Genomic DNA, 25406 nt, shown 5'->3' with positions numbered 1-25406 from the left:
ACGATCAGGATTCAGCGCCCGTTGCGTCCTGACCTCGGAACGAAACCCAGGGCGCTTCACTTCCCCCGTCTCTCGGGTGAGAAACGGATCCGGAAGCGCCCTGATGCCGGACTCGCCGGCGCACCTTTGCTTTGGATCACGTTCGGCTTCTCCTGGACCCCGTGCATCGGCCCGACGTTCGCCGCGGTCGCGGCGCTCAGCCTCGGGGAGGCTTCTGCCAGCCGCGGCGCCCTCCTCGCCTTCGGTTACGCGATCGGGCTCGGGATCCCGTTCATCCTCTTCGCCCTCGTGTTCCGGCGAGCCCTGGGCATCTCCAGAGTGCTGTCCCGGCATCGCCGCACGCTGCAGGTCGTCGGCGGGTCCGTCCTGATCACCATCGGGCTGTTGTTGGTCTCCGGGGTGTGGGAGCAGTGGATGGCATTGCTGCAGGTACGAGTCGGTAACTTCACCAGGATCGTCTAAGGGGCGGCCCTCCGTGCGCGGCGGGCTCAGCGGTCAGCGGGCGCTCGGGGAAGCCGGATGGTGAAGGTGGCTCCCTGTCCGGGCCCCTCACTGGCTGCGGACATGGTTCCACCGTGCGCATCGACCAGGGCGCGGCTGATCGTCAGACCGATACCTGACCCGGAGTCCTCACGGGTGCGAGCGCTGTCGGCGCGGAAGAAACGTTCGAACAGGCGTGACCGGTCCTCGGCGGTGAAACCCTCGCCGTCGTCCGCCACAGAGATCACCACGGTGCCGCCCTCCATCGTGGCCGAAAGCGTGACGGTGCCTCCGGGCGAGGTGTGCCGCAGGGCATTGCTCAGGAGGTTTCCGAGTACCTGGGCGAGGCGGTCCGGGTCGGCGTGAATGATCGGTGATCGGCGCATAACGAAACCTCGTCGCAATGCCACACCCGCTGCCTCGAACCTCTCCTCCCATTCCTGGAGTGTTGAGTCCAGCAGGTCGCGGACCGACGTTGGCCGCAGCTCCACCGGGAGCTGTCCCTCTTCGGCACGGGACACCTCGCTGATGTCGTCGGCCAGCCGGGACAGGCGTACGGTCTGACCGGCGAGGATGGGCTTGGCCGCCTCCGGCTCGATGACACCATCAGCCATCGCCTCGTGATGTGCCGAGAGAGTAGCAATGGGAGTACGTAGCTCGTGGGCGAGGTCAGAGAGCAGCCGGCGGCGATTCTCTTCGACGGCATCTAGGCGTGCAGCCATGTCGTTGAGCGTGGCGGCCAGAGAGTCCAGCTCGGTTCCCGCGCCGAGGGCGGGCACCCGAGTGGAGTAGTGGCCTCGGGAGAGTTCGTCCACGGCCAGGGTGAGGCGGTGGAGCGTCTGCCGGAGTCGTCGCGCCAGTCTCCAGGTGACCAGGCCTGCCGCTAGGAGGGAGACCACCAGTCCGACCCCCAGGGCGAGGGCGAGAGCGTCACGGTAGGCGCGCTCGATATGCAGAATCTCAGCGCTGCCCACCGGAAGAGCAGTCTGGAGCAGGTGATAGTGGAAGACGGCGGGTCCGATCATCACCGTCAGAGCGGTGATGCTGACGGCGCCGGCACACAGCACGATGAGCTGGCCGATCATCAAACGTGAGGCGAGGCTCGTGCCGGGGCGGATCGTTCTGGCCGATGAGCGGGGATCAGTCACGCCCTCACCCCTTCCCCATCCGGTACCCGATACCGCGGACCGTGGTGACATACCGTGCCGAACCCGCTGTCTCGTCCAGTTTTCGTCGCAGGTTGGCAATATGCACATCAACGAGATGGTCATCTCCGATCCAGGAACCACCCCAGACGGCTTCCATCAGCTGGTGGCGGCTGAAGACCTGGCCCGGCCGACGGGCCAGGGTCATAAGCAGTCCCCTCTCGGTGGGGGTCAGCGGGACTGGTTGGCCAGCGAGCCGCACCTCCTGGGCGGCCGTATCGATCTCAAGCTCTCCGAATGCGCGCACCGTGCCCGAAGGAGCGGTCCCGGGCTCGGCGCGGGGCCGCCGCAGCACGGCCTGGACCCGGGCGACAAGTTCACGCACGCTGAACGGCTTCGTGAGGTAGTCATCCGCACCCACCGACAGGCCCACCAGGCGATCAACCTCCTCTGACCGCGCCGTCGTGATCAGCACGTAGCAGTCGGAGAAGGCGCGGATCCTCCTCATCACCTCCAAGCCATCAAGGCCAGGCAGGCCGAGATCGAGGATGATCACGTCCGGTGACAAGGCGCGGGCTACCTCCACCGCCTCCGGACCGCTTCGCGCGGTCCCCGTGGCGTAGCCGGCCTTTTCGAGGTATGCCTGCACGACGTCCGAGAGCGCGACCTCGTCTTCGACAACAAGAACCGTCGCTGCAGCTCGAGCCGATTCACTCCTCATGGGCTCCAGTCTGATCTCCGTTCCTGGGCGCCGTGGAGGTCCTGCTCGAGTCCGACCGGGAGCTGGCCGAGCCCGCGCGGCTCGAAGACTGGGTCGTCGACACCGAGGTCGAGCTCTCGCGGCCGGCCAGGCGCGCCGCGCTCTTGGCAGGGGTCAGATCCAGTCGGCGCAGCATCTGCGCATTCAACGCCACAACGACAGTGGACAACGACATCAGGATCGCGCCGACCGACATGGGCAGCACGAACCCGATCGGCGCCAGGACACCGGCGGCCAGCGGAACGGCGGCGATGTTGTACCCGGCAGCCCACCACAGGTTCTGCTTCATCTTGCGGTAACTGGCACGGGAGAGCTGGATCACCGAGAGCACCGAGCGGGGATCGTCGGAGGCCAGGATCACGCCGGCGGAGGCGATCGCGACGTCGGTGCCGGCACCGATCGCGATGCCGACGTCGGCCTGCGCGAGGGCGGGGGCATCGTTGACGCCGTCGCCGACCATCGCCACGGCTCGTCCGTCGCGCTGGAGCTCGAGGACCTTCTCGCTCTTGTGCTCCGGGCGCACCTGGGCGAAGACCTGGTCGATACCGAGCTCGCCGGCCACGGCGCGGGCAACGGGCTGGGCATCGCCCGTGATCATGACGACGCGGATTCCCAGCTCATGCAGGGCGTCGACGGCCTCACGGGATTCCTGACGGACCTCATCGGCCAAGCCGATCCCACCCGCGATCTGCCCATCGACCAGGACGTGGAGGACGATCGCTCCGTCGGCCGACCACGACCCGGTCGCCGGCAGCGGCTGGTGACCGTGCTCGGCCAGCAGGTGGGGTCCGCCGACCTGGACGGTGCGCCCGTCCACGGTCGCGCTGACGCCGACCGCGGTGGTGGACTGGAACGCGGTGGCACGCGGGACGTCGAGCCTGCGGTCGTCGGCGGCGGCGGTGATCGCCCGGGCGAGGGGGTGCTCGCTGTCGGCTTCGGCAGCGGCGGCCAGCGCCAGCAGCTCGTCCTCGCCCAGGGTGCCGACGGTGGTGACGTGGTTCAGGGCGGGCTCGCCCTTGGTCAGCGTGCCCGTCTTGTCGAACAGGACGGTGTCGATGGTGCGCATCCGCTCCAGGGCGGCACGCTCCTTGACCAGGACGCCGCCCTGCGCGGCCCGCTCGGTCGAGATGGACACCACCAGCGGGATCGCCAGACCCAGCGCATGAGGGCAGGCGATGACCAGAACGGTGATCGCGCGGACCAGCGCACTCTCGGGCACCCCGACAACCGTCCACACGATCGCGGTGACGATCGCCGCGATCAGCGCGTACCAGAACAGCCAGCCGGCGGCTCTGTCCGCGAGCAGCTGGGCCCGGGTCGTGGAGGATTGGGCGTTGGCGACCAGGCGCTGGATGCCGGACAGGGCGGTGTCCTCGCCGATAGCGGTGACGCGCACGCGCAGCGCGTTGTCCGTGGCCACCGTGCCGGCGACGACCTGATCACCGATCTCGCGACGCACGGGGCTGGACTCACCGGTGATCATCGACTCGTCGACGTCTGCGCCACCCTCGACGACTTCCCCGTCGGCCGGGACCCGGCCACCGGGTCGCACGATCACGACGTCTCCGAGCTGCAGCTCGGCCGGGGAGACGGCGACGATGTCCTCGCCCTCGATCTTCTCGGCCTGGTCGGGCAGGAGCGCGGCCAGGGAATCCAGCGCGGAGGAGGTCTGCGCGAGGGAGCGCATCTCGAGCCAGTGGCCCAGCAGCATGATCACGATCAGGAGGGCGAGCTCCCACCAGAAATCGAGCTCGTGGGAGAGCAGTCCAAGGCTGGCGCCGAGCGAGGAAACGAAGGCGACCGTGATCGCCATCCCGATCAGGAGCATCATGCCGGGCTTGCGATCCCGGATCTCCTCGACCGCGCCCATCAGGAACGGTTTCCCGCCCCACAGGTACATGACCGTGCCCAGGACCGGCGAGACCCACCGCACCCAGGCCGCGCCCGGCAGCGTGTAGCCGAGCAGATCGGCGAACATCCCGTTCAGCAGGACCGTCGGGACAGCCAGGACGAGCATGATCCAGAACAGCCGACGGAACATCCCCACATGATCACCATGACCTGCATGGCCCCCGTGCCCCGATATGTCGTGCCCGGCGTGCGGATCGTGACCCTCCATGTCGTGATTGCCGTGCCCGGTGCTGTCGTGGTCAGTATGCGCGGCGGCCGGCGAGGCATGTCCCTCGTGTGCCATCTGATCAGCGTCGTAACCGCCATGACGGTCCCCGACTGGCGGAGCGCCCGCGGGGCCGCGTGGGTCCGTGCCGTGGTGGTGTGGAGTGGTCATGGTGTCCCTTCCTCGGGGCCCGGATGGGGCTGTGGCTAGCGGGGTGGTCAGGTGTCGGCGACGTTGTAGCCGGCCTCAGTGATGGCGGCGCGAACGGCGGCCGGTGAGGCAGCTGCGACCACTGTCACGGTGGAGACCCCGCCGGGCACCAGGTCGACCCGCACGTCCTCCACTCCCTCGACAGCGCTGATCGCCGTGGTCACACTGCCAGCACAGTGACCGCAGGTCATGCCCGGCACCGGGTAGCTCGTGGTCTCGGCCGTGGATGCCGGGGTCGCCTCAGCAACGGCGCGGTCCTCAGTCACGGGGGAAGCGCCACAGGAACAGCCGGTCGAAGCCATCTGCAGGGGTCGGCGAGCCTCGGGGATCATGCGGTACTCCTCGCATCAGGAACAGCAGCGGAGAACTTCCGTCACCCCAGATATATACCCCCGGGGGGTATATTGCAAGGGTTCTCCGGAGGTTGGGAGAGGGCTGTGGTCACCGCGGCGCTGCGGTTGATAGCTCAGGGGGGGGAGTGCGACCCTGACAGTGCGCCGCGTGGCCGCTGAGGCGCAGATCCCGACAAGCTCCCTCTACGAGCTGTTCTCGTCGCAGGACGCCGTGCGGGCTGCGGTGATGCGTGAGGTCACCGACCGGATGGGACAGCGGCTCGCGGCTATGCCGGCGGACCTGAGTGGCCAACAGTGGGCCAGAGCCGCACTCCGGGGTCTGCTGCCGCTGAACCCGCAACCTCGGCAGGAAGTGATCGCCACGCTCTACATAGGAGCATTGGGCCTGCACAACCCGGATCTGCGCGCGGCATGGCGGCTCGCCGATGACGCGGTGCGCGAGACCTGCAGGCGTGCTCTCGACGCGATGGGGCCCGACGGCGGACAAGCACAGCAGGACCAGCTGCACGTCGTGATCGACCGACTCGCCCGTCAAGTTGTCATGCACGATCACCAGCGGTCGCCCGACTGGGCTATCGCGGTCCTCGATCGTATGCTGCCCGCGTGAGCCGGCAGGCGCCGCCTCGCTCAGACCCGCGTGCGGCGGGCGGTGCTCTTGATGGGATGCGGGGCAGGTCGCAGATCGTGGCACTCCAGGATGAAGTTGACCCAGGTGGCACCTCGCCCTAGGTCACGGGCGAGAGTGAGCATGGGGACGCCGTCATCGACCAAGGCGCGGCAGGCCGAGGCCAGGGCGCGGCCCTCGTCGCCGCGCACGTTCCGGGCGCCCTCGCGGGCTCGCGGGGCTTGGGGGCAGGCCTCATAGAGCTGGCTTACGTGGCTCTTCACAGATGAGGGTGTAGCTGTGGTGCGACCTGGGGCGGCGCGTCGGTGTCGGGGTGAGGGTCGAGGTCTTCCGATGATCGGCCTGCGCATCGGAGTACGCGAAGTCGATAGCCCCACGGATCACAGCGGACACCGACCGCCCCGATCTCTCGGCCTCGCGGGTCACGCGATCCATCCGCTCGGCGTCGAGCAACATCCGGAGGCGTCGCTCAAGAGTGGCCATGTCCTCATCATGCACATGCATACGCATGCCCTGCGAGAGATGCGGAGTCGCTGGCGCGAGATCGACGGAACGAACCGCTCAGGCGGCTCATTCCGTCGATCTCGCGCACCGGAATGGAGCATGTCGGCGATCTCGCGCCCGAGGGCCCGCCGACGGTGCGGGTGGCCCACGGTGCTCCCCGTCCTGCGCCCCTGCACCGAGATCGAGGATTCCTGACGACTACCCGGGTCTTTCGTCAGGAATCCTCGATCTCGGCGGGGTGCGGAGAGCGCCGCCGCAGGGCTGGGAGCCCCAGCGGACCAGGCGCCCCAGCAGACCGGGCGCCCCAGCGGACCAGGCGCCCCAGCAGACCAGGCGCCCCAGCAGACCGGGCGCCACCGCGGAAGCGGGCCCGGGGAACGCCAGCGCTCCCTGGCCCGCCGCCGGTCAGGCCTTGGCCACGCCCACTCGCACGACGCCGCCCGCGACCTTCTCCTCGGCCGTGAACGCACCGTCCGCGGGCGCCTGCCCGACGGCCACGTCGATGGCGAGCACCTCGCCGGCCACGAGCTCGCGGTGGGCGCCGACGGCCGCGACCACGGCCTCGTCCCCGTCCACGGTCAGGCGGATCCGGTCGGAGATATCGAGCCCGGCCTCGCGACGCGCGGCCTGGATGGCGCGGACCACGTCGCGCGCGGTTCCCTCGGCCTCGAGCTCGGGCGTGAGCGTCGTGTCCAGGACCAGGAAGTCGCCGCCGCGGAGCACGCCGATCGCGCGGCCCTCGGTCGCGGCGGAGTCCCCGGCGACGAGCTCGAGGGCGTACTCGCCCTCGACGAGCTCGAGCCCGCCCGCGCTCACCGTGCCGTCCTCGGCCACGGACCAGTCGCCGCTCTTGGCGCCCTTGATGGCCTGCTGGACCTGCTTGCCCAGGCGGGGACCGGCGGCGCGCGCGTTGACGGACAGGCGCTGCTCGACGCCCATCCCCTGGGCCTCCTCGCTCGCGACGTCCAGCAGGTGCACGGACTTGACGTTGAGCTCCTCGGCGATCACGCCGACGAACGGCTCCAGGCGCACCACGTCGGAGTGGACCACGGTGAGCTCGGCCAGCGGCTGACGGGCGCGGATGCCCTCCTTCTTGCGCAGCGCGTTGCCGGCGGAGGCGACCTCGCGGGTCTCCTCCATCGCCACCATGAGGTCCTCGTCGACGGGGAACGCCGAGGCGTCGGGCCAGTCGGTCAGGTGCACGGAGCGTCCGCCGGTCAGCTGCGTCCAGATCTCCTCGGAGACCATCGGCAGCAGGGGCGCGCACAGGCGCAGGGTGGTCTCCAGGACGGTCGACAGCACGTCGATCGCCTGCTCGTCGCCCTCCCAGAAGCGCTCGCGGGAGCGGCGCACGTACCAGTTGGTGAGCATCTCGAGGTGCTTGCTGATCGCCTCGGCGGCGCCCGCGATATCCAGGCCGTGCAGCTGCTCGCGCACCTCGGTGACGAGCACGCCGGTGCGCGAGAGCAGGTAGCGGTCCATGACGTCGTCGGCCTCGAAGCGCTGGGCGCCCACGTACCCGGCAGGGCGGCCCTCGGCGTCCTTGGGCCCGGCCGCGTTGGCGTACAGGGCCAGGAAGTACCAGACGTTCCATAGCGGCAGCACGGTCTGGCGGACGGCATCGCGGATCCGCGGCTCGTCCACGAGGAGGTTGCCGCCGCGCAGGATCGGCGAGCTCATGAGGAACCAGCGCATCGCGTCGGCCCCGTACTTATCGAACATCTCCCGCACGTCCGGGTAGTTGCGCAGGGACTTGGACATCTTGTTGCCGTCCTCGCCCAGCACGATGCCGTGGCAGATCACGCTGGAGAACGCGGGACGGTCGAACAGCGCGGTCGAGAGCACGTGCATGACGTAGAACCAGCCGCGGGTCTGGCCGATGTACTCGACGATGAAGTCCGCCGGGTTGTGCCCCTCGAACCAGTCCGTGTTCCCGAAGGGGTAGTGGACCTGCGCGAAGGGCATCGACCCGGAGTCGAACCAGACGTCGAAGATCTCCTCGACGCGGACCATCTGCGAGCGGCCCGTCGGGTCGTCGGGGTTGGGCCGGGTGAGAGCGTCGATGTAGGGCCGGTGGAGGTTGACCTCGCCGTTCTCGTCCCGCGGGAGGGTCCCGAAGGCCTCCTCGAGCTCGGCGAGGGAGCCGTAGACCTCGATGCGCGGGTGGTTGGGGTCGGAGGACTTCCACACCGGGATGGGGGTGCCCCAGTAGCGGTTGCGGGAGATCGCCCAGTCGCGGGCGCCCTCGAGCCAGGCGCCGAACTGACCGTGCTGGACGTTCTCGGGCATCCAGGTGATCTGCTCGTTGAGCTCGAGCATGCGCTCGCGCTGATCGGCCACCTTGATGAACCAGCTGGAGACGGCCTTGTAGATCAGCGGCTTGCGGCAGCGCCAGCAGTGCGGGTAGCTGTGCACGTAGCTGGACTCGCGGAAAAGCCGGGACATCCGCGTGAGGTTGCGGATGATGGGCCGGTTGGCGTCGAACACCTGCAGCCCGGCGATCTCGTCGAGCGCGGTGCCGCGGAACATCTCGAGGAAGCAGGCGCCCTCGTCGACGGAGACGACGACGGGGATTCCGTACTCGGCGTTGACCTTCTGGTCCTCCTCGCCGTACGCGGTGGCCTGGTGGACCACGCCGGTGCCGTCGCCCGTGGACACGTAGTCGGCGACGGTGATGATCCACGCGTTCTGCAGGCCCCAGCGCTCGCGGTCGGCGGAGTAGACGTTCCACAAAGGCTCGTAGGCGACGTGCTCGAGCTCGGAGCCGGCGATGCGGCGCTCCCCCGCCGCCTCGAGGACCGCCTCGGGGGTCTCGTAGCCGAGCTCCTTGGCGAAGGACGGCGCGAGCGCCTCGGCCAGCAGGTAGGAGCGCTCGTGCGCGGCGGCGCCGTCGGCCGTCCCGAGCGGACCGGCGGGCACGACGACGTAGGCGACGTCGGGACCGACGGCGAGCGAGAAGTTGGTGGGCAGCGTCCACGGGGTGGTGGTCCAGGCCAGAGCGTTCACGCCGACGAGCCCGAGGGACTCGGCCTTCTCGCCGACAAGCGGGAACGTCACGACGACGGAGGCGTCCTGGCGGTCCTGGTAGACGTCGTCGTCCATGCGGAGCTCGTGGCTGGACAGCGGCGTCTGGTCGTTCCAGCAGTACGGCAGGACCTTGTAGCCCTCGTAGGCGCGATCCTTGTCGTACAGGGTCTTGAACGCCCACAGCACGGACTCCATGAAGCTCAGGTCCAGCGTGCGGTAGCCGTGCTCGAAGTCGACCCAGCGGGCCTGGCGGGTGACGTACTCCTCCCACTCCTTCGTGTACTTCAGCACCGAGGAGCGCGCCGCGTTGTTGAACGCCTTGACGCCCATCTCCTCGATCTCGTGCTTCTCGGTAAGGCCCAGCTCGCGCATGGCCTCGAGCTCGGCGGGCAGGCCGTGGGTGTCCCAGCCGAAGACGCGGTCGACCTTCTTGCCGTCCATCGTCTGGAAGCGCGGGATGACGTCCTTGACGAAGCCGGTCAGCAGGTGGCCGTAGTGCGGAAGGCCGTTGGCGAAGGGCGGGCCGTCGTAGAAGACGAACTCCTCGGCACCCTCACGGCGCTCGATCGAGGCGCGGAAGGTGTCGTCGGCGCGCCAGCGCTCGAGGATGCGGTTCTCCAGGGCGGGCAGGTCCGGGGAGGGGACGAGCGGGGCGCCGTTGACGGGGTAGGCCATGGGAGGGGACTCCTGCGCGGATCGAGGTCGGGGGCTGCGGCGGTCTGTGCCCCGAGGACGCTCCCGTGCCGGCGCAGGCCGGCCCGGTGGCGCGGTACCACCTCGGTTGAGCATCCGCGCACGGCGCGGGCGCTCCTCTCGTTCCTCAGCTGTGACGGGCTGGTCCCGGCGGGTTCTACTGGGGCCCCCGAGCCTGTCGGGGCTGCAGGGCCTGTTCTTCCCGCGGCTCGCCGGTGATGGCCGGGTCGGTGCCGTTGCCTCGATCATAGTCGCGGTCGCGGCGCCCGGGGGCGACGGGGACCGTGCCGCCGATCACGAGGGAGAGCGCGAGGGCGAGCACGAACCAGGCGCCGATCATCCACAGCGGGGCGCTGTCGCCCGCCACGAGGACCAGGACGAGCGCCGCGGAGGCCAGCACCAGGAACGAGCCGAGGCCGATCATCACCGGCGAGCGCCCCTCTTCGCGCGCCGCCGCCGGGCCGCCGGGCGGTGCCGCAGCAGCGTCGTCCACCGCCTCGCCCCCGGCCGTGGTCGCGCCGTCGTCGGGCCGGGTCATGCCGGTGCCTCCTCGAAGCGGAGGTCCCCGATGCCGAGGTCGCCGTCGATCCTGACGCCCACCGTGGCCTCGTCCCACGAGATCATCGACGAGGGCGCATTGCCTTCGGTCGTCCCCCAGCGGGTCGACAGCGTGGAGGCGATCGGGAGCGCATCGGTCTCGGGCGGGAGGATGATCGTGACATCGCCGACCGGCCGCGTGCAGGAGATCCACATGGCCGCGGTCGCGCCGCCGCCTGCGCTGCCGTCGCCGCCGTCCGAGGCGCCCGCCCCGAAGGAGGCGGTCGCGGCCACGGGATCCGTCGTCGAGGCCCGCAGCTGCGAGAGGTCGATGACGACGGGTCGGTTCCAGCTCGACGGGTCCTCGGGGCAGAAGTACGTCTCGCTGGGGACGTACTGCTGGTAGGCGACGACGATCGGGGTCGTGCCGCGGTCATCGGTCATGCGCACCCACACCACGCTGGTGCCGAAGACGGCCAGGGCCAGCAGCCCGCACGCGGCGATGACCACGCTGTGGCGGCGGCGCATCCCCAGCGCCACGAGGATCATCCCCGCCACGGCGGCCGCGACCGCCGCCCCCGCGCCGAGATCCCCGATGATCGGCAGCGCCGACGCCTGGGAGAGCGCCGGCGCCCATGAGGGGATGAGGGAGATGGTGAGGAAGACCGCGGTCCAGACCGCCAGGAGCGCCCCGACCGCCACGACCGACGCCCGCGCGGACAGGGCCCGCGACGAGGAGCGGCGGGGACGGCGCCGGGCGCTGCGAGCGCGCAGCACGGCCGCGGCATCGGGATCGGTACGCAGCCAGGCGGCGGGCGCCTCCCGCACCAGACGCGCGATCACGGCCTCGAGCTCATCCTCCTCGAGGATCCCGGCGCGCCGGGCGAAAGCCGCCACGGCATACCTCCGCCGCGCTCGCCGCGCACGGCGGGCCGCCCAGGCCAGCAGCACGACGCCCGCACCGACGACCGGCACCAGCACGACGAAGGGCGAGCCGGACACGATCATCACCAGGGCGAACCAGTAGATCGAGAGGAGCACCGCCGGGATGATCGCCAGGCCGATGAGCAGATCGCCCCGTCGCGGGTGCAGTCGCGCGATCGCGTCGAGGGGGCGGTCGACGTGCTCCGGGCCGTCGTCGTTCTCCCGGGGCAGCAGGAGGAGGAGCACGAGGTAGCCGGGCAGGCCGATGCCCAGCAGGAGCGTGCCGAGCGCGACGAGGCGCACCAGGCGCACCGGGATCCCCCCGGCGACGGCGAGGGCGGCGCAGACGCCGGCGATCTGCCCCTGCCCGCGGCGCCGGAGCACGCCCGTGCGCAGAGCGGTGCCGATCGCGTCGTCGGTCCCGGGGGCCCGGGAGAGCGCGCGCAGGAGGAGCACCTCCGATCCCGCGTCCGCTCCCGCGGATCCGAGCTGTCCGATCGCGCCGGTCATCACCGTCCCGACCGTCCCGCTCGGCACCGTCCCGCTCGATGATGGTCCGCCCGACGGCGCCCCGGTGCTCACCGCGCCGCTCGGCACCGCGCCGCTCGACTCCGCGCCGGGCGCGGGCGCCCCGGGGGCGGTGGACGGATCGCTCATGGGTCCATCCTGCCCTGCGCGCGGGCCCCGACGATGCACGCCGGAGCCCGTCCTCCCCAGGTTCGTCCCGGAAACGGGAGCCCGCACGGCCGATCCGATGCGCCCGCCCCCGCCCCGACGGCACAATGGGGGAATGATCCTGCTCCTGGCCCCCGATGCGTCCGTCTGGACGCGTCGGCGCGAGGAGAGCGTGCTGACCGGGTCCTGCGCCGCCCTGGCGCGCGCCCTCGGCCTCCCCGTCCGAGCGGTCCGGATCGCGACCGTCCTGGGCACCTCCCTGGTGATCCCAGCGATCCCGATGCTCGGCTCCTGGTCGCTCTTCGGCCCGCTGGGCCTGGCGGTGCTGTGCGTCAGCGCCCCCTTCCTCCTGGGATACCTGGGCCTGTGGGTCTCCCTCCCCCGCGACCGCGCCTCCGAGCGCCGGGCCGCCCTCGAGGCCTCGAGCTCCCACGTGCGCGGCCGCCCCTCCGCGGCACCCGCCCAGGTGCCCACCCGGCAGCTGACGCGCTGGCTCGTCCTGTCCGGGATCGTCGGGCTCGGCCTGACCTCGGTGGTCGCGGCGGTCGTCGTGCCCCTCGGCGGTCTCCTCACCGGCGCCGGCGACCCCTACTCCGGACTCCTGCAGGGGTACCGCAGTCTCGTGATCGCCGCCTCCGGGATCGTCGCGGCGGGGATCGCCCTGGGCATCCTGCCGCTCGAGGCCGTCGACCGGGCGCGCTGGGGCGGACGCATCCGGGCGATGCCGCGCCTGATCATTGCGGCGCTGGGCACCGCCCTGACCCTCCTGATCCTCGGCTCGCTGTGGATGGTCGTGCTGCTGTTCGGCTGGGTCCCGGCGCTCGTGGCGCTCGCGGTCGCGACCGCCGTGCTCGCCCTTCTCGCAGTCGTCCTCGTGCCCTGGGGGCGCCACCTGTGGCAGGGCATGCGGGAGGAGACCGAGGAGCGCGCCCTGGTCCAGCAGCGCAGCGAGTTCACCGCCCACCTGCACGACTCGGTGCTGCAGACCCTGACGGTGCTGCAGAAGCCCACCACCGACCCCGAGGAGGCGCGGCGCCTGGCGCGGCGCCAGGAGCGCGAGCTGCGCCGCTGGCTGTACCGCGACGCCGCGACCGACCCCGAGCAGTCCGCGGACGTCCGCACCGCGGTCATCGCCCTGTGCGAGGAGGCGGAGGACACCCACGGCGTCGACGTGCACGTGGTCGTCGTCGGCGACGCCCCCTCGGCCCCGTGGATGCGGCCGCTGCTGCAGGCCCTGCGCGAGGCCACGTCCAACGCCTGCCGCCACGGCCGCGTGGGCGTCGACGTCTTCGTCGACGTCACCGAGGACCGCCTCGAGGCCTACGTCCGCGATCGCGGCCCCGGCTTCGACCTGTCCGACATCCCGGAGGACCGTCTGGGGGTGCGCGAGTCGATCATCGGCCGCATGCAGCGCTCCGGCGGGACCGCCGCCGTGCTGCGCGCCCCGGGCGGCGGCACCGAGATCGCCCTCACCCTCGACATCCCCGCCAGGAGCGCCCGATGGCCCCCTCCGATTTCGCCTCCGCCACGGCCTCTGCCACCGCCTCCGCGACGGCACCGGCCTCCGGCCCCGCCCCGCGGGTGCGGGTGCTGGTGGTCGACGACCACCGGATCTTCGCCCAGGGCGTCACGGCGGAGCTCACGCGCACCGATCCGCGGATCGAGGTGGTCGGCACCGCTCTCGACGTCGACGATGCGATCGCGCAGGCCACCGCCCTGCGGCCCGACGTCGTGCTGCTGGACGTGCACCTGCCCGGCGGCGGGGGCGGCGGCGGCGCGGAGGTCGCCGAGACGGCGCAGAACCTCACGACGGCGTCCGGCGCGCCGGTCCGTTGCCTGGGGCTGTCGGTCTCGGACGCCGAGGAGGACGTCCTGGCCGTGATCCGCGCCGGAGCCCGCGGCTACGTCACCAAGTCGATCACGGCTCCCGAGGTGGTCGATGCGGTCCACCGCGTCGCGGGCGGCGACGCGGTGTTCTCCCCGCGCCTGGCCGGCTTCGTCCTCGACGCCTTCCGCGGGAGCGCGCCGCCGGTCCCCAGCGAGCTGGACCTGCTCTCCCCGCGCGAGCAGGAGGTCATGAAGCTCATCGCCCGCGGCTACACGTACCGCGAGGCCGCATCGGCGCTGTTCATCTCCGACCGCACCGTCGAGACCCACGTGTCCTCGGTGCTGCGCAAGCTGCAGCTGACCAACCGCTACGAGCTCTCGCGCTGGGCCCGCGACCGCCGGGTGATCTGACAGCGCTGCCCGAGGCGGCACCGTCCGCCTGCCGCGACGTGCGCGGCGCAGCACCCGCCGCCCCGTGCACGGGCCCCTCGCCGCGGCTCGATCTCAGGCGGTCGCGGCGAGCGGCAGGCGCACGGTGAAGGCGGTCCGTCCCGGGCGGGAGTCCAGCTCGATCGAGCCGCCGTGGGACGTGGTGATCGCCCGCACGATCGGCAGGCCGAGGCCCGAGGTGCCCTCGCCGCCCGAGCGGGCGGCGTCGGCGCGGGTGAAGCGCCCGAACACCTCCTCCTGCAGGGCCGCGGGGATGCCGGGGCCGTCGTCGATGATCTCGAGGACCGCCTCCCGTCGTCCCTCGAGCCGCAGGCGCGCGGCCACGGAAGTTCCGGCAGGGGTGTGCTTGCGCGCGTTCGACAGCAGGTTCACGACCACCTGGGTCAGCTGGCGGGCGTCGCCGCGCACGAGGACCGGCTCATCGGGCACGTCGAGCGTCCACGTGTGGTCGCCGCCGGTGACCTGGGCGTCCAGGAGGGACTCGACGACGATCTCGCCGAGGTCGAGCTCGTCATCGGCCCGCGGGGCCCCGTCGTCCAGCCGTGCGAGCAGCAGCAGGTCCTCGACCAGCGAGGTCATGCGGCGAGACTGCGCGTCGAGGCGGTTCACGCTGCGGCTGCCGTCCTCGGAGAGGTCCTCGGTCAGGCGCAGCATCTCCGTGTAGCCGCGGATCGAGGTGAGCGGCGTGCGCAGCTCGTGGGAGGCATCGGCGATGAAGCGGCGCATCCGCTCCTCGCTGCGCTGGCGCGTCGTGAGCGCGCCCTCGACGTTGTCGAGCAGGTGGTTCAGAGCCCGGGAGACCTCGCCCACCTCGGTGCCCTCCCGCTCGGGCGGTGCGCGCTCGGCGAGCGTCACGGTCCCGGATTCCAGGGGCATCGCGGCGACGTCGGAGGCGATGCGCGCGACCTCCTCGAGCGGTCGCATCGTGCGGCGCACGATGAACGAGCCCGCGATGCCGGTGACCAGGAGGGCGCCGAGGCTCGCGAGCGCCAGCGTCAGGTCCAGCCGGGCGAGCGTCGACTGCATCGGGCCGCGCGGGAGGCCGCTGATGACCGTCTCGCCGCCGGGCGCGGCGGAGGCGGCGACGCGGTAGTCGCCGATCGACAGCTCGACGTCGCGCCCGCCCCTGTCCCCGGCGTCGCCGCCGGCGAGGGCCGCGGCGAGCAGGTCGCGGTCCGCGGCGGACAGCTCGTGGACCTGGCCGCTCGCATCGCGCCACGAAGCCGCCGCGAGCTGGCCGTCGACGGCTACGCCCATGAGCTCGCCCTCGCCACCGCCGGGCCCGTCCACCGCGCCCTCGAATTTGTCGTCGGTTCCGCCGTCGGTTCCGCCATCGGACGCCCCGGGGCCCGTCCCCGGCCCGGTGGTCTGCGCGTCGTCCCCGTCCTGGACCTGATGGATCGCGCGGGAGCCGGCGCGGGCGAGCTGGGCATCGAGCTCGGCCGAGAGCTGATCGCGCACCGAGGCATGGGTGACGGCGCCGATGACCAGGCACATGACGGCGACGGTCGCCAGCAGGAGCGCCACGAGCGTGGTCCGCAGGGACCGCCGCGGCAGGGGCAGGCGCGTCATGCGGCGGGCTTGAGGACGTAGCCGGCGCCGCGGACCGTGTGGATCATCGGCTCGCGCCCGACGTCGATGCGCTTGCGCAGGTAGGAGATGTACAGCTCGACGATGTTGGCCTGGCCGCCGAAGTCGTAGTTCCACACGGCGTCGAGGATCTGCGCCTTGGACAGCACCCGGCTGGGGTTCTCCATGAGGTACTGCAGCAGCTGGTACTGGGTGGCGGTCAGGGCCACCGCGTCCCCGCCGCGCGTGACCTCGTGGGTGTCGAGGTTCATCACCAGGTCCCCGACGACCAGCTCATTGCTGCCCTGGGCCACAACGCCGGAGCGCTGGACGAGGCGGTGCAGGCGCAGCAGCACCTCCTCGATCGTGAAGGGCTTGGTCACGTAGTCGTCGGCCCCGGCGGCGAGCCCGTCGATGCGGTCGCCGGCGCCGTCCATCGCGGTGAGCATGAGGGCCGGGATGTCCGGCTGCAGGGCACGGACGCGGCGCAGCACCTCGACGCCGTCGATCCCGGGGAGCATGCGGTCCAGGACCACCACGTCGGGGCGCATCTCGCGGGCGACGCGCACGGCCTCGAGGCCGTCGCCGCTGACCTGGGCCTCCCAGCCGACCATCTGCAGGGGGAAGCGCAGGAGGTCGGCGATCGTCGCCTCGTCCTCGACGATGAGCACCTTCACGGGGCTGCCGTCGGGGTGCTCGAGGTGCGGGAGCGAGGCGAGGACGGTGGCGCTGCGGTCGGACATCGGGTCTCCTCGGTCGGTGGCCGCGGGGTGCGGGTGCCGAGCGTAACCCTGCGACCACGGCGCGGGGCACGGCGGATGCGCCTGCGGGCGGGATGCTCAGCGAGGCCGTGGGAGCGGCACAGCGGATGCACAGGCGGGCGCTCGGATCAGTGCCGAGGGCCCTGCCTGTCCGGCTCGTCCGAGCGGGGTGCGCTCGCCGTACGGCGCGACGTCCCCGCGGTGCGCCGGCCACGCGGTGCGCAGGCGTTGACTTGCCCAGGGGTGGGCGTGTCCAGGCGCAGTGGTGCGCGAGCCGCAGGGTGTGAAGGCTTCGTGCTGAGGCGGGGATCACGCCGAAGGTCCCGCACGCCCGTGACATCCTGGACGGGCCGCTCACGACGAGCGCGCACGTCCGCTCCCCCGAGGGGCGCGAGCGGACGGATCCCGCGAGAAGGAGCACGATGTCCATGTTCGGCGAGCCGTTCACCGCCAAGTGCCTGAAGTCCGGTGTGACGGTCGAGGTCGCGGAGGGCCAGTCCCTCCTGCAGGCCCTGCTGGACGCCGGGATCTCGATGGACTACTCCTGCGAGGGAGGGGTGTGCGGCACCTGCGTCGTCCCCCTCGTCTCCGGTGAGGTCGAGCACCTCGACGAGTTCCTCATGGAGGACGAGCACGAGACGCAGATGACCACGTGCGTCTCGCGCGGCATCGGCGAGATCGAGATCGACGTCTGAGCAGCGGGTGACCGCGCCGCCCCCTGAGGGGCCGACGGCGCAGGACCCTGGGACCGTTGAGGGGCGGCGGCACTGCGGTGCCGCCGCCCCTCGCGCTGTGCGGACGGCGGTGCAGGGGCGAGCTGACGCGGTGCCAGCAGCGCCGGCAGTGCGGACCGGGAAGCACGGTTCGGGCGGCGCACGCGTCATCGGCCGCGGTCCCCCGACGTCATCAGCCGCGCGTCGCCCAGCTGCGTCACGCCGAGACCGCGAAAACGAGCCACTTCCCTGGCTCGTTTTCGCGGTCCCGCGGCCGGATCCGGCTCGTTTCGTCGATCTCGCGCTCGGGCATCGGCCGGATCACCTAGGTGAAGCCCGCGACGCGCACAGCAGGCGCATAGGAACGGTCCGCAGTCTCATGCCATCACCCGCTCCGGGTGCTCGCATCGAGACGAGAAGCACCGAGATGAGAGGGACCGTTCCCATGGATCACAGCCCCACCCCTCGCGCCGGGTCCGCCCGCGCCCGCGCCGTCAGCGCCGGCGCCGCCTCCCTCGTGGCGGTCGGCGCGCTCGGCATCGGCGGCGCGATGTACCTCCACAGCTCCGAGGAGTCCGCGGCGAGCGCAGCGGAGACCTCGACGACATCGGAGCAGCAGGCCGCCGCCTCCACGAGCTCCTCCGGCACCGGCTCGACGAGCACGGACACGACGAGCACTGAGTCGACGGGCACCGGCACGACCAGCGGGAACGGCACGACCAGTTCCTCCTCCGACGACTCCTACAGCCAGCCGCAGCAGGAGGCGACCATGCCCGCCGCCACCGCTGACGACTCCTCGGACAGCTCCTCGACGGACACCACGTCGACCACCGACGGCACGACCTCGACCGATACGAGCGGCTCCGACACTGCATCCTCGACCGACACTGCGTCCTCGGACACGTCCTCGACCGGCACCAGCTCGTCGTCCACCTCGTCGCAGAGCACGGGGACGAGCTCCCACGGCATGCGCAGCCACTCGACCTCCGGCGGGTCCTGAGCGGCCGACGACGCGCGTCGCCTGCCGCGCACCTCGCCGCTCCCCCGCTCCCATCGCACCGCCGCCATCTGCCGCCCTCGGAGGACCCCATGACCCGTGACGTGCCCCTGCGCGCCATCCGCCGCACCGCCTGGACCACCCGCGTCGAGATCCTGCTGCCCGCCGGCGCCCCCGCGCAGGCCGAGGGCATCGTCGACGCCGTGCTCGCCGACGTCGACCGCGCTGCGAGCCGCTTCCGCCCGGACTCCGAGGTCAGCGCCCTCGTCCGGGCCGAGCCGGAGGCCGACGGGCGGGTGCGGGCGCAGATCTCGCCGCTGCTGACCGATCTCCTGGTCGCCGCCGACCGCGCGCACCGCCTGTCCGAGGGGATGGTCGATCCGTGCCTGGGAGCCGAGGAGGTCGCCTGCGGCTACGGCAGCGCCCCCGGCGCCCCGATCGCCGCCGAGGCGGCACCGGCCCGTCGCGGGGTCCGCTGGAGCGACGTCGTCCTCGACGCCGACTCCCGACGCATCGACCTCCCCGCCGGGACGCTCCTGGATCTGGGTGCGACTGCGAAGGCGCGCACGGCTGATCTGCTGGCCTCCCGCCTGAGCGCCCTGGCCGACGGCGCGGGCGTGCTCGTGAACCTCGGGGGCGACATCGCCGTCGCGGGCACCGCACCGCGCGGCGGCTGGATCCTGGACATCGCCGGCGCCTCCGTCGGCACCCCCGGGGCGCAGATCGCTCTGCACGACGGAGCGATCGCGACCAGCTCGACCCGGCTGCGGGCCTGGGACGGGGCCGCGGGCACGCGCGCCCACCACGTGATCGATCCGCGCACGGGCGTGCCCGCCCGCACCCCGTGGGCCGAGGCGAGCATCATCGCGGGCACCTGTCTGGACGCGAACACCGCCGCGACCTGCGCTCTCGTGCTCGGTGAGGACGCCCCCGCGCACCTGCAGCGGCATCGGCTTCGTGATCGCCCTGCATCACGGTGCGGCCACGGTCGCGCTCGATGCGGCGCTCGCCGAGCGCGACGATGCCCGCCGTGTCGAGATCCTCGAGGTCGACGCCCGCTACGTCTCCTCGCAGTCCAGCGCGATCCGTTCGGCCCTGCACGGCGGCCCCGCCCTGCCGACGGACCCCGCGGTGCGGGCGACCGATCGCCGCCCGGGACGTCCGCCGATGCTGGTGGCCAATGCGGAGACGGCGGCGCTGACCGGGCTCGTCGCCCGGATCGGCGGTCAGGCGCTGGCCGCGGCGTCGCGCGGCGACGAGACCGGGACCTCCCTGGTCACGGTCTCGGGAGACGTGGCCCGCCCGGGGGTTCTGGAGGTGCGCGACACCGATCGCATCGGCGACGTGCTCGCCGCGGCCGGGGCCGGCGGACCGGCACGGACGACGGAGGCGATCGGCCTCGAGCCCGACCGTCCGGTGCTGACCGGCGGTGCCACCGGCACGTGGGTGCGCGCCGCCGAGGTGTCGCCCCTGCCGTGGGGGCGCGCCTCCCTGCGCTCGGTGGGCGCCGAGCGCGGCACTGGCGCCCTGGTCGTGATGCCGGAGGGCACCTGCGTGCTCGCCGAGACGCTGGAGATCCTGCGCTTCGCCGATCGGGCCTCCGCGCGCCAGTGCGGCCCGTGCGCGTTCGGGCTGCCGTCGCTCACGGCCGACCTCGCATCGCTGCTGGACGGCTCCGGCGGGGCCGAGGCGCTGGCCCGCCTGCGCCGCAGCTCCTCCCGGATCTCCGGGCGCGGAGGCTGCGCGCATCCGACGGCCTCCGTCGCGACGCTCGCGAGCGCCCTGGCCATCTGCTCGGCCGACCACCTGGACCGCCACCTCGCGGGCCTGCCGTGCGGAGGCTCGCACGGCACGCTCGCCGCTCTGATCGGAGACGCCCGATAACCGCAGCACCCCATCACCCCGCACCGGTCCCGACCGACGCGCCCCGCGAAGCCCCGGCGGGCACCGCGCGCCTCAGCCTCGCCCCGACGATCTGCCGAGGGCACGGGATCTGCGCGGCCCTCGCCCCCGAGCTCATCGCGCTCGACGACTGGGGCTATCCGATCATCGCCGCGCAGCCGCGGACCTCGGCGCAGCGGGCCGATGCCCGTCGCGCCGTCGATCTGTGCCCGGCGCTCGCTCTGCGTCTGCGGCGGAGCTAGCGCGAGTCGACCTGCCGGAGCACCCGCCGTGCCGCACCGGTCCACAGGGTCGGCCGGAGCATTCACCCCCGGACATGCCGACGGGGCGCCGCGCTCCCCAGAGCGGCGCCCCGTCGTCTGCTCATCGACGCGGTCCCCACCTCGCCGACGGCACCTCACCCCCTGGGGTCAGGCGTCCCCCGCCCTCATAGGCGGGGTCCGGCGACGATCCAGCCGGTCGCCACGAGGGCGAGCGCGATGAGCGCGGCGGGAACGGACACGAGGGCGGGGATCGTGGGGCCGGCGATGAGGACGGCGACGACGATGACGGCCGCGAGGATCAGAAGCGCGGCGAACAGTGCGGGCGACCCCTCCGTGCGGCGGGTCGCGGCCGCTCCCGCGACGGTGCGCGAGCTGAGCGTGGTGGCCTCGACCGTGGTCATGTCCGTCTCCCCTCCCGGGTCCCTGCCGCGGCGGGGGATCTGTCGCGGTTCTCGGTGATGGCTCCAGAGTGCCCTAGGAGAGGGTCCGGGCGGATCCCCCCGGAGGATGAAGCGTCCCTGCCCGGGGACGGATATCGGCCCCGGGACCCCCTACGGAAGGAGGGGGTCCGCCTTGGGGAGGGGTCCGGGATGACGAGGTCGCGGCGGGATGCCGGGCGGCTCAAGGCCGGTCCGGGCCGCTCGGGCCGGCCTGCCGCCCGGTCCCGCCGGATCCCGTCCTGCCTGCCGCTCAGGCGTGTCGGATCTCCGCCTGCCTGCCGCTCAGTCCTGCCAGATCTCGACCTGTCAGATCTCGACCTGTCGGATCTCGTCCTGCCAGGTCTCGTCCTGCGCGACGAGCTCGGCGAAGTCGCCGCCGGCCGCGAGCAGCTCCTCGTAGCCGCCGCGCTCGATGATCCGACCTCCGCGCATCACGATGATCTGGTCGGCGCTGCGGATGGTCGAGAGGCGGTGGGCGATCGAGATGACGGTCCGACCGCGCCCCAGGGTCTCCAGGGCGTCGCTCATGGCCCGCTCGGTGCGGACGTCGAGGGCGCTCGTGGCCTCGTCCAGCAGCAGCACGGGCGGGTCGCGGAGGATCGTGCGGGCCAGGGCGATGCGCTGCTTCTCGCCGCCGGAGAAGCGGTAGCCGCGCTCCCCCACCATCGTGTCGTACCCCTCGGGGAGGGAGGCGATGTGGTCGTGGATCTGCGCGATCCGGCAGGCCTCGACCAGCTCGGCGTCGCTCGCGCCCGGGGCGGCGAAGCGCAGGTTCTCGGCGATCGTGGCGTGCAGGAGGTAGGTCTCCTGGCTCACGAGGCCGACGCACGCGGCCAGCGCCTCCATCGTGACGTCGCGCAGGTCGTGGCCGTCCAGGGTCACCGCGCCCGCCGTCGGGTCGTAGAGGCGCGCGACGAGGTAGGCGGTGGTGGTCTTGCCGGAGCCGGTGTGGCCCACCAGCGCCGTGTGCTTCCCGGCCGGCGCGAGCAGCGACACGTCCGCGAGCGTCAGCTCCTCGGATCCCGGGTAGGCGAAGTCCACCTGCTCGAAGCGGACGTCGCCGCGCACGGAGCGGGGGTCGAGGACCGTCGCGTCGGGCTTGTCGGCGATCGTGACGGGCGCGTCGATGTACTCGAACACGCGGGTGAACAGGGCCAGCGACGCGCTGATCTGGTTGGAGACGCGCAGCAGGCCGTTGAGCTGGGGCATGAGCGAGGACTGCAGGGCGATGAACGCGACGAGGGTGCCGATGGTGATCGAGGTGTCCCCGCCCACCAGGAGGTATCCGCCCAGGAGGTAGGTGAGCGCCGGGATGATCGACATCAGCGCCGTGAACAGGGCCATGTTCCAGCGCCCCGCGGTCTCGGAGGCGACCTCGAGGTCCGCGAGCTCCCGGGAGTCGGCGGCGAAGCGGTCGGTGAGGGCCTGGGTGCGGCCCATCGTCGTCGACAGCAGGATCCCGGAGACCGACAGGGACTCCTGGATCCCGGCGGCGAGGTCCGCGGACTTCTCCTGGCGGGCCTTGACGATGCGGCGCCGGCGGTTGCCCACGCGGCGGTTCATCCACACCGCCAGCGGGGTCGCGACGAAGGAGAACAGGGTGAGGCGCCAGTCCATCGCGGTCATCGCGACCAGCGCCATGATGATCCCGGCGAGCGCCGAGACGATCTGCGTCATCACCGAGGTCACGACGGCCTGCATCGAGCCGATGTCGGAGAAGATCCGCGATTGCACCTCGCCGGTGCGGGTGCGGGTGAAGAACCCCAGGCCCATCCGCTGCAGGTGCCCGTAGACGGCCACCCGGAGGTCGTGCATGACGGCCTGGCCCACGCGGGTGGAGACCATCGACTGGCTGACGTTGAGCGCCGTGGCGATCGCGGTGGCGAGCACGAGGCCGCCGACGCACCAGGCCAGCAGGCCCAGGTCCCGTCCGGGCAGGGCGACATCGACGATCTCGCGGACCAGGAACGGGGAGACGACGCCCGAGGCGGCGCCCAGGGCGATGAGCACCAGCACGAGGGCGACGCGCCCGCGGTAGGGGCGGAACAGCCGCACGACGCGACGGACATCGGCCTTCTGCCCCGGGGCCAGCTTCATCTCGTCGGGGTCCAGGCGCCGGGCGCCCATGCCGTGACCGGCCATGCCGGCCCCTATCGACCCGGCGGTCACAGCCCCCTGCCCCGCGCGACCTTGTGGTTCGCGGCCTGGGCGAGCGGACGGATGGTCACGAGGTCGAGGTTGACGTGGTGCGGGGCGTTCAGGGCGTAGGAGATGACGTCCGCGCAGTCCTCCGCGGTCAGCGGCTGCTCGACGCCCTCGTAGACGCGGTCCGCGGCCGCGCGGTCCCCGCCCAGGCGCACGAGGGAGAACTCCTCGGTGCGGACCATGCCGGGGGCGATCTCGATGACCCGGATCGGCTCCCCGTTGAGCTCGAGGCGCAGGCCCCGGGCGAGCATGTGCTCGCCGGCCTTCGCGGCGTTGTAGCCGGCCCCGCCCTCGTAGGCGGCCTGGGCGGCGGTCGAGGTCAGCAGCAGCACGTCGCCGCGGCCGGAGGCGCGCAGCGCGGGCAGCAGGGCGCGGGTGACGCGCGCGCTGCCCAGCACGTTCGTCTCGTACATGGTGCGCCACTGCTCGAGGTCCGCGGCGTCCACGGGGTCGACGCCGAGCGCACCGCCGGCGATGTTGACCAGGGCGTTCAGCCGCCCGTCGAACAGGGCGTCGACGCGCTGGACCAGGGAGGCGACGGAGAGGTCCTCGGTGACGTCGACCGCCAGGGTCTCGCAGCCGATCTCCTCGGCGAGCTGGGCGAGGCGGTCCTCGCGGCGGGCGACGGCGAGCACGCGCCAGCCGTCGGCGGCGAGGCGCACCGCGGTCGCCCGGCCGATGCCGGAGGAGGCGCCGGTGACGACCGCGGTGAGCGGGCCCTCGGCGGGGGTCGCCGCGGCGGTGGGGTCGTTGTCGTGCTGGGGAGCGACGGAGGTCTGCGCGGTGTTCTCTGCCATGCCGTCAGGGTACGCAAGACCCCCGACGGACGAGCGGGGCGCTCATCGGCCGGGGGTCTCGACGACCAGGCAGGCGGGCCTCAGACGGCGTCGATGCTCTCCACGTGCCGCGCAGTGAGGTCGCCCGAGACGTGGCCGCGGGCGAAGCGCGAGACGATGGCGGCGATCGCCCCGTCGCCCGTCACGTTGGTGGCGGTGCCGAAGGAGTCGATCGCGATGTACGAGGCGATCATGATGCCGACGGCGGCCTCGCCGAAGCCGAGCATCGAGGAGAGGACGCCCACGGCGGCCATGATGGCGCCGCCCGGGACGCCCGGCGCCGCGATCATGACGATGCCGAGCATGAAGACGAAGCCGATCATCGCCAGGATGCTGACCTCCATGCCGCTGATGAGCATGACGGCGTAGGCGAAGGTGGTGATCTTCAGCGTCGAGCCGGCCAGGTGGATCGTCGCGCACAGCGGCACCGCGAAGGAGGCGACCGCGTCCGGCACGCCGTTGCGGCGGGTGCACTCGAGGGTGACGGGGATGGTCGCGGCCGACGAGCTGGTGCCGAGCGCCGTCATGTATGCGGGCGCCATGCCCCACAGCATCTTCAGGGGGTTGCGGCGGATGGCCCAGCCGGCCACGCAGTACTGGGCGATCAGCACGATCACGGTCATCGCGAAGACGATGAGGACGACGGCGGCGAAGGTGCCGATCACGGTCCAGATCTGCCCGTTCATCGCGAGCGACACGAACATGCCGAAGATGTAGATCGGCAGCAGCGGGATGATGATCGCCTCGATGGTGCGCACGACGATCGTGCGCAGCTGCTCGAAGGACTCCTGGAGCGCGCCCCGCTGGACCAGCGTCATCCCCACGCCCAGGCAGAACGCGAGGACGAGGGCGGTCATGACGCCGAAGACCGGCGGGATCTCGATCTCGAAGTACGGGGCGATCGCGGAGTCCTCGGGGTTCTCGAGGGCGCCGACGCTGCGCCCGGCCAGCAGGCGCGGCAGCACGAGCCAGGAGACGCCGAGCGCGAAGAGCCCGCACAGGATCGTCGAGACGTAGGCGACGCCCGCGGTCAGCGCCAGCAGGCGCCCGGCCCCGCGGCCGAGTTCGGCGATCGCGGGGGCGACGAGCCCGACGATGATGAGCGGGATCAGGAAGCCCAGGAACTGGGAGAAGACGGCGTTGAACGTGGTGAACACGCGGGCGAGGGCCTCGGGCATGACGAGGCCGAGCCCGATGCCCAGCACGATCGCCAGACCGATGCGCGGGAGCAGGCCGAAGCGGCTGCGGCGGCGCGCGGGTGCGCCCGCAGCGGGGCCGGAGGCCGCGGCGGCGGGTGCTGGGGTCGGGGACGGGGCGCTCGACGGCGCGGCGGACTCGTGATCGCTCATGGCGGATCCTTCGGGTCGAGGAGGGTCGCGGACGGGGGGCGGGGT

General features: G+C 72.2%; 22 protein-coding genes and 2 pseudogenes. 9 read left to right on the top strand and 15 right to left on the bottom strand.

Going from position 1 to position 25406, the window contains the following annotated elements; genetic code table 11:
• Positions 1–462, top strand: a 462-nt coding sequence (locus FM110_RS09945; RefSeq protein WP_234992217.1) for a cytochrome c biogenesis CcdA family protein, incomplete at its 5' end; no start/stop codon positions are given.
• 26 nt (positions 463–488) lie between these two features.
• Here FM110_RS09945 and FM110_RS09940 read toward each other — a convergent pair.
• The 4 genes from FM110_RS09940 to FM110_RS09925 form a co-directional block, all read right to left on the bottom strand.
• Entirely contained in the window at positions 489–1565 is a 1077-nt protein-coding gene (locus FM110_RS09940; protein WP_087104608.1) for a sensor histidine kinase, read from the bottom strand.
• 67 nt (positions 1566–1632) lie between these two features.
• Complete coding sequence (locus FM110_RS09935) at positions 1633–2346, bottom strand: response regulator transcription factor (protein ID WP_087104607.1); 714 nt, start codon at positions 2344–2346, stop codon at positions 1633–1635.
• The gene (locus FM110_RS09930; RefSeq protein WP_200810216.1) at positions 2336–4672 is read right to left on the bottom strand and encodes a heavy metal translocating P-type ATPase; all 2337 of its coding nucleotides are present in this window, start codon (positions 4670–4672) and stop codon (positions 2336–2338) included. The genes FM110_RS09935 and FM110_RS09930 overlap by 11 nt, the downstream gene beginning before the upstream one ends.
• A 47-nt stretch (positions 4673–4719) precedes the next feature.
• Positions 4720–5043, bottom strand: coding sequence for a heavy-metal-associated domain-containing protein (locus FM110_RS09925; protein ID WP_087104605.1), 324 nt, complete (start codon positions 5041–5043; stop codon positions 4720–4722).
• A 169-nt stretch (positions 5044–5212) separates the two neighbouring features.
• Between FM110_RS09925 and FM110_RS09920 the strand changes: the two genes are divergently transcribed.
• Positions 5213–5671, top strand: coding sequence for a TetR family transcriptional regulator C-terminal domain-containing protein (locus tag FM110_RS09920; RefSeq protein ID WP_143276362.1), 459 nt, complete (start codon positions 5213–5215; stop codon positions 5669–5671).
• Positions 5672–5691: 20 nt separating this feature from the next.
• On the opposite strand, the gene FM110_RS09915 is transcribed toward FM110_RS09920, so the two are convergent.
• The 5 genes from FM110_RS09915 to FM110_RS09895 all read right to left on the bottom strand — a co-directional run bounded on the left by FM110_RS09915 (position 5692) and on the right by FM110_RS09895 (position 12031).
• Positions 5692–5952, bottom strand: coding sequence for a hypothetical protein (locus tag FM110_RS09915; protein ID WP_159458038.1), 261 nt, complete (start codon positions 5950–5952; stop codon positions 5692–5694).
• Positions 5924–6145 carry a ribbon-helix-helix protein, CopG family gene (locus FM110_RS14940; protein WP_407641044.1) on the bottom strand — a complete coding sequence of 74 codons (222 nt, stop codon included), beginning with the start codon at positions 6143–6145 and terminating at the stop codon, positions 5924–5926. The genes FM110_RS09915 and FM110_RS14940 overlap by 29 nt, the downstream gene beginning before the upstream one ends.
• Positions 6146–6598: 453 nt before the next feature.
• Positions 6599–9895: an isoleucine--tRNA ligase gene (gene ileS / locus FM110_RS09905; RefSeq protein WP_087104601.1), complete on the bottom strand. Its 3297-nt coding sequence runs from the start codon at positions 9893–9895 to the stop codon at positions 6599–6601.
• Between the two features lie 175 nt (positions 9896–10070).
• Complete coding sequence (locus FM110_RS09900; RefSeq protein ID WP_087104600.1) at positions 10071–10451, bottom strand: hypothetical protein; 381 nt, start codon at positions 10449–10451, stop codon at positions 10071–10073.
• Positions 10448–12031: a PspC domain-containing protein gene (locus FM110_RS09895; RefSeq protein ID WP_087104599.1), complete on the bottom strand. Its 1584-nt coding sequence runs from the start codon at positions 12029–12031 to the stop codon at positions 10448–10450. Before FM110_RS09895 ends, FM110_RS09900 begins: the two co-directional genes overlap by 4 nt.
• Here FM110_RS09895 and FM110_RS14865 point away from each other — a divergent pair.
• A pseudogene (locus tag FM110_RS14865) lies at positions 12030–13520 on the top strand (PspC domain-containing protein); the annotation flags it as partial. The gene FM110_RS09895 and the pseudogene FM110_RS14865 sit on opposite strands and share 2 nt — an antisense overlap.
• 29 nt (positions 13521–13549) lie before the next feature.
• Positions 13550–14287: a LuxR C-terminal-related transcriptional regulator gene (locus tag FM110_RS09885; RefSeq protein WP_087104597.1), complete on the top strand. Its 738-nt coding sequence runs from the start codon at positions 13550–13552 to the stop codon at positions 14285–14287.
• Positions 14288–14380: 93 nt separating this feature from the next.
• Here the strand turns inward: FM110_RS09885 and FM110_RS09880 are convergent, their stop codons facing one another.
• Both FM110_RS09880 and FM110_RS09875 read right to left on the bottom strand, forming a co-directional pair.
• Positions 14381–15898, bottom strand: coding sequence for a sensor histidine kinase (locus FM110_RS09880; RefSeq protein WP_087104596.1), 1518 nt, complete (start codon positions 15896–15898; stop codon positions 14381–14383).
• Positions 15895–16638 (bottom strand): response regulator transcription factor, encoded by a 744-nt coding sequence (locus tag FM110_RS09875; RefSeq protein WP_087104595.1) that lies wholly within the window; start codon positions 16636–16638, stop codon positions 15895–15897. The genes FM110_RS09880 and FM110_RS09875 overlap by 4 nt, the downstream gene beginning before the upstream one ends.
• Positions 16639–17078: 440 nt before the next feature.
• On the opposite strand from FM110_RS09875, the gene FM110_RS09870 reads away from it, so the two are divergent.
• The 5 genes and pseudogenes from FM110_RS09870 (at position 17079) to FM110_RS14930 (ending at position 20510) form a co-directional block, all read left to right on the top strand.
• Complete coding sequence (locus FM110_RS09870; protein ID WP_087104594.1) at positions 17079–17351, top strand: 2Fe-2S iron-sulfur cluster-binding protein; 273 nt, start codon at positions 17079–17081, stop codon at positions 17349–17351.
• A gap of 463 nt (positions 17352–17814) precedes the next feature.
• Positions 17815–18369 carry a hypothetical protein gene (locus FM110_RS13880; RefSeq protein WP_143276360.1) on the top strand — a complete coding sequence of 185 codons (555 nt, stop codon included), beginning with the start codon at positions 17815–17817 and terminating at the stop codon, positions 18367–18369.
• Between the two features lie 89 nt (positions 18370–18458).
• Positions 18459–19256, top strand: a pseudogene (locus tag FM110_RS14935) (FAD:protein FMN transferase); the annotation flags it as partial.
• 28 nt (positions 19257–19284) lie between these two features.
• Positions 19285–20250, top strand: a complete 966-nt coding sequence (locus tag FM110_RS09855) for an NADH-ubiquinone oxidoreductase-F iron-sulfur binding region domain-containing protein (protein ID WP_087104592.1) — start codon at positions 19285–19287, stop codon at positions 20248–20250.
• On the top strand, positions 20199–20510 hold the full coding sequence (locus FM110_RS14930) for a ferredoxin (protein ID WP_407641043.1): 312 nt from the start codon (positions 20199–20201) through the stop codon (positions 20508–20510). The genes FM110_RS09855 and FM110_RS14930 overlap by 52 nt, the downstream gene beginning before the upstream one ends.
• Before the next feature lie 185 nt (positions 20511–20695).
• On the opposite strand, the gene FM110_RS09845 is transcribed toward FM110_RS14930, so the two are convergent.
• The 4 genes from FM110_RS09845 to FM110_RS09830 all read right to left on the bottom strand — a co-directional run bounded on the left by FM110_RS09845 (position 20696) and on the right by FM110_RS09830 (position 25361).
• A complete protein-coding gene (locus FM110_RS09845) occupies positions 20696–20932 on the bottom strand; it encodes a hypothetical protein (protein ID WP_087104591.1) in 237 nt (78 codons plus the stop codon).
• Between the two features lie 345 nt (positions 20933–21277).
• Entirely contained in the window at positions 21278–23113 is a 1836-nt protein-coding gene (locus FM110_RS09840; protein ID WP_087104590.1) for an ABC transporter ATP-binding protein, read from the bottom strand.
• Positions 23114–23136: 23 nt separating this feature from the next.
• On the bottom strand, positions 23137–23973 hold the full coding sequence (locus FM110_RS09835) for an SDR family oxidoreductase (RefSeq protein WP_087104589.1): 837 nt from the start codon (positions 23971–23973) through the stop codon (positions 23137–23139).
• Between the two features lie 80 nt (positions 23974–24053).
• Complete coding sequence (locus tag FM110_RS09830) at positions 24054–25361, bottom strand: dicarboxylate/amino acid:cation symporter (protein ID WP_087104588.1); 1308 nt, start codon at positions 25359–25361, stop codon at positions 24054–24056.
• Positions 25362–25406: the final 45 nt, after the last annotated feature.

This window comes from Brachybacterium nesterenkovii (assembly GCF_900163655.1).
Lineage (GTDB): Bacteria > Actinomycetota > Actinomycetes > Actinomycetales > Dermabacteraceae > Brachybacterium > Brachybacterium nesterenkovii.
This window is presented reverse-complemented; position numbering and strand designations above follow the sequence as displayed.

Coding starts and splice junctions, on each gene's coding strand:
- FM110_RS09940 (WP_087104608.1), bottom strand. CDS start 1,565: ATGATCGGCCAGCTCATCGTGCTGTGTGCCGGCGCCGTCAGCATCACC.
- FM110_RS09935 (WP_087104607.1), bottom strand. CDS start 2,346: ATGAGGAGTGAATCGGCTCGAGCTGCAGCGACGGTTCTTGTTGTCGAA.
- FM110_RS09930 (WP_200810216.1), bottom strand. CDS start 4,672: ATGACCACTCCACACCACCACGGCACGGACCCACGCGGCCCCGCGGGC.
- FM110_RS09925 (WP_087104605.1), bottom strand. CDS start 5,043: ATGATCCCCGAGGCTCGCCGACCCCTGCAGATGGCTTCGACCGGCTGT.
- FM110_RS14940 (WP_407641044.1), bottom strand. CDS start 6,145: ATGTTGCTCGACGCCGAGCGGATGGATCGCGTGACCCGCGAGGCCGAG.
- ileS (WP_087104601.1), bottom strand. CDS start 9,895: ATGGCCTACCCCGTCAACGGCGCCCCGCTCGTCCCCTCCCCGGACCTG.
- FM110_RS09900 (WP_087104600.1), bottom strand. CDS start 10,451: ATGACCCGGCCCGACGACGGCGCGACCACGGCCGGGGGCGAGGCGGTG.
- FM110_RS09895 (WP_087104599.1), bottom strand. CDS start 12,031: ATGAGCGATCCGTCCACCGCCCCCGGGGCGCCCGCGCCCGGCGCGGAG.
- FM110_RS09885 (WP_087104597.1), top strand. CDS start 13,550: ATGGCCCCCTCCGATTTCGCCTCCGCCACGGCCTCTGCCACCGCCTCC.
- FM110_RS09880 (WP_087104596.1), bottom strand. CDS start 15,898: ATGACGCGCCTGCCCCTGCCGCGGCGGTCCCTGCGGACCACGCTCGTG.
- FM110_RS09875 (WP_087104595.1), bottom strand. CDS start 16,638: ATGTCCGACCGCAGCGCCACCGTCCTCGCCTCGCTCCCGCACCTCGAG.
- FM110_RS09870 (WP_087104594.1), top strand. CDS start 17,079: ATGTCCATGTTCGGCGAGCCGTTCACCGCCAAGTGCCTGAAGTCCGGT.
- FM110_RS13880 (WP_143276360.1), top strand. CDS start 17,815: ATGGATCACAGCCCCACCCCTCGCGCCGGGTCCGCCCGCGCCCGCGCC.
- FM110_RS09845 (WP_087104591.1), bottom strand. CDS start 20,932: ATGACCACGGTCGAGGCCACCACGCTCAGCTCGCGCACCGTCGCGGGA.
- FM110_RS09840 (WP_087104590.1), bottom strand. CDS start 23,113: ATGGCCGGTCACGGCATGGGCGCCCGGCGCCTGGACCCCGACGAGATG.
- FM110_RS09835 (WP_087104589.1), bottom strand. CDS start 23,973: ATGGCAGAGAACACCGCGCAGACCTCCGTCGCTCCCCAGCACGACAAC.
- FM110_RS09830 (WP_087104588.1), bottom strand. CDS start 25,361: ATGAGCGATCACGAGTCCGCCGCGCCGTCGAGCGCCCCGTCCCCGACC.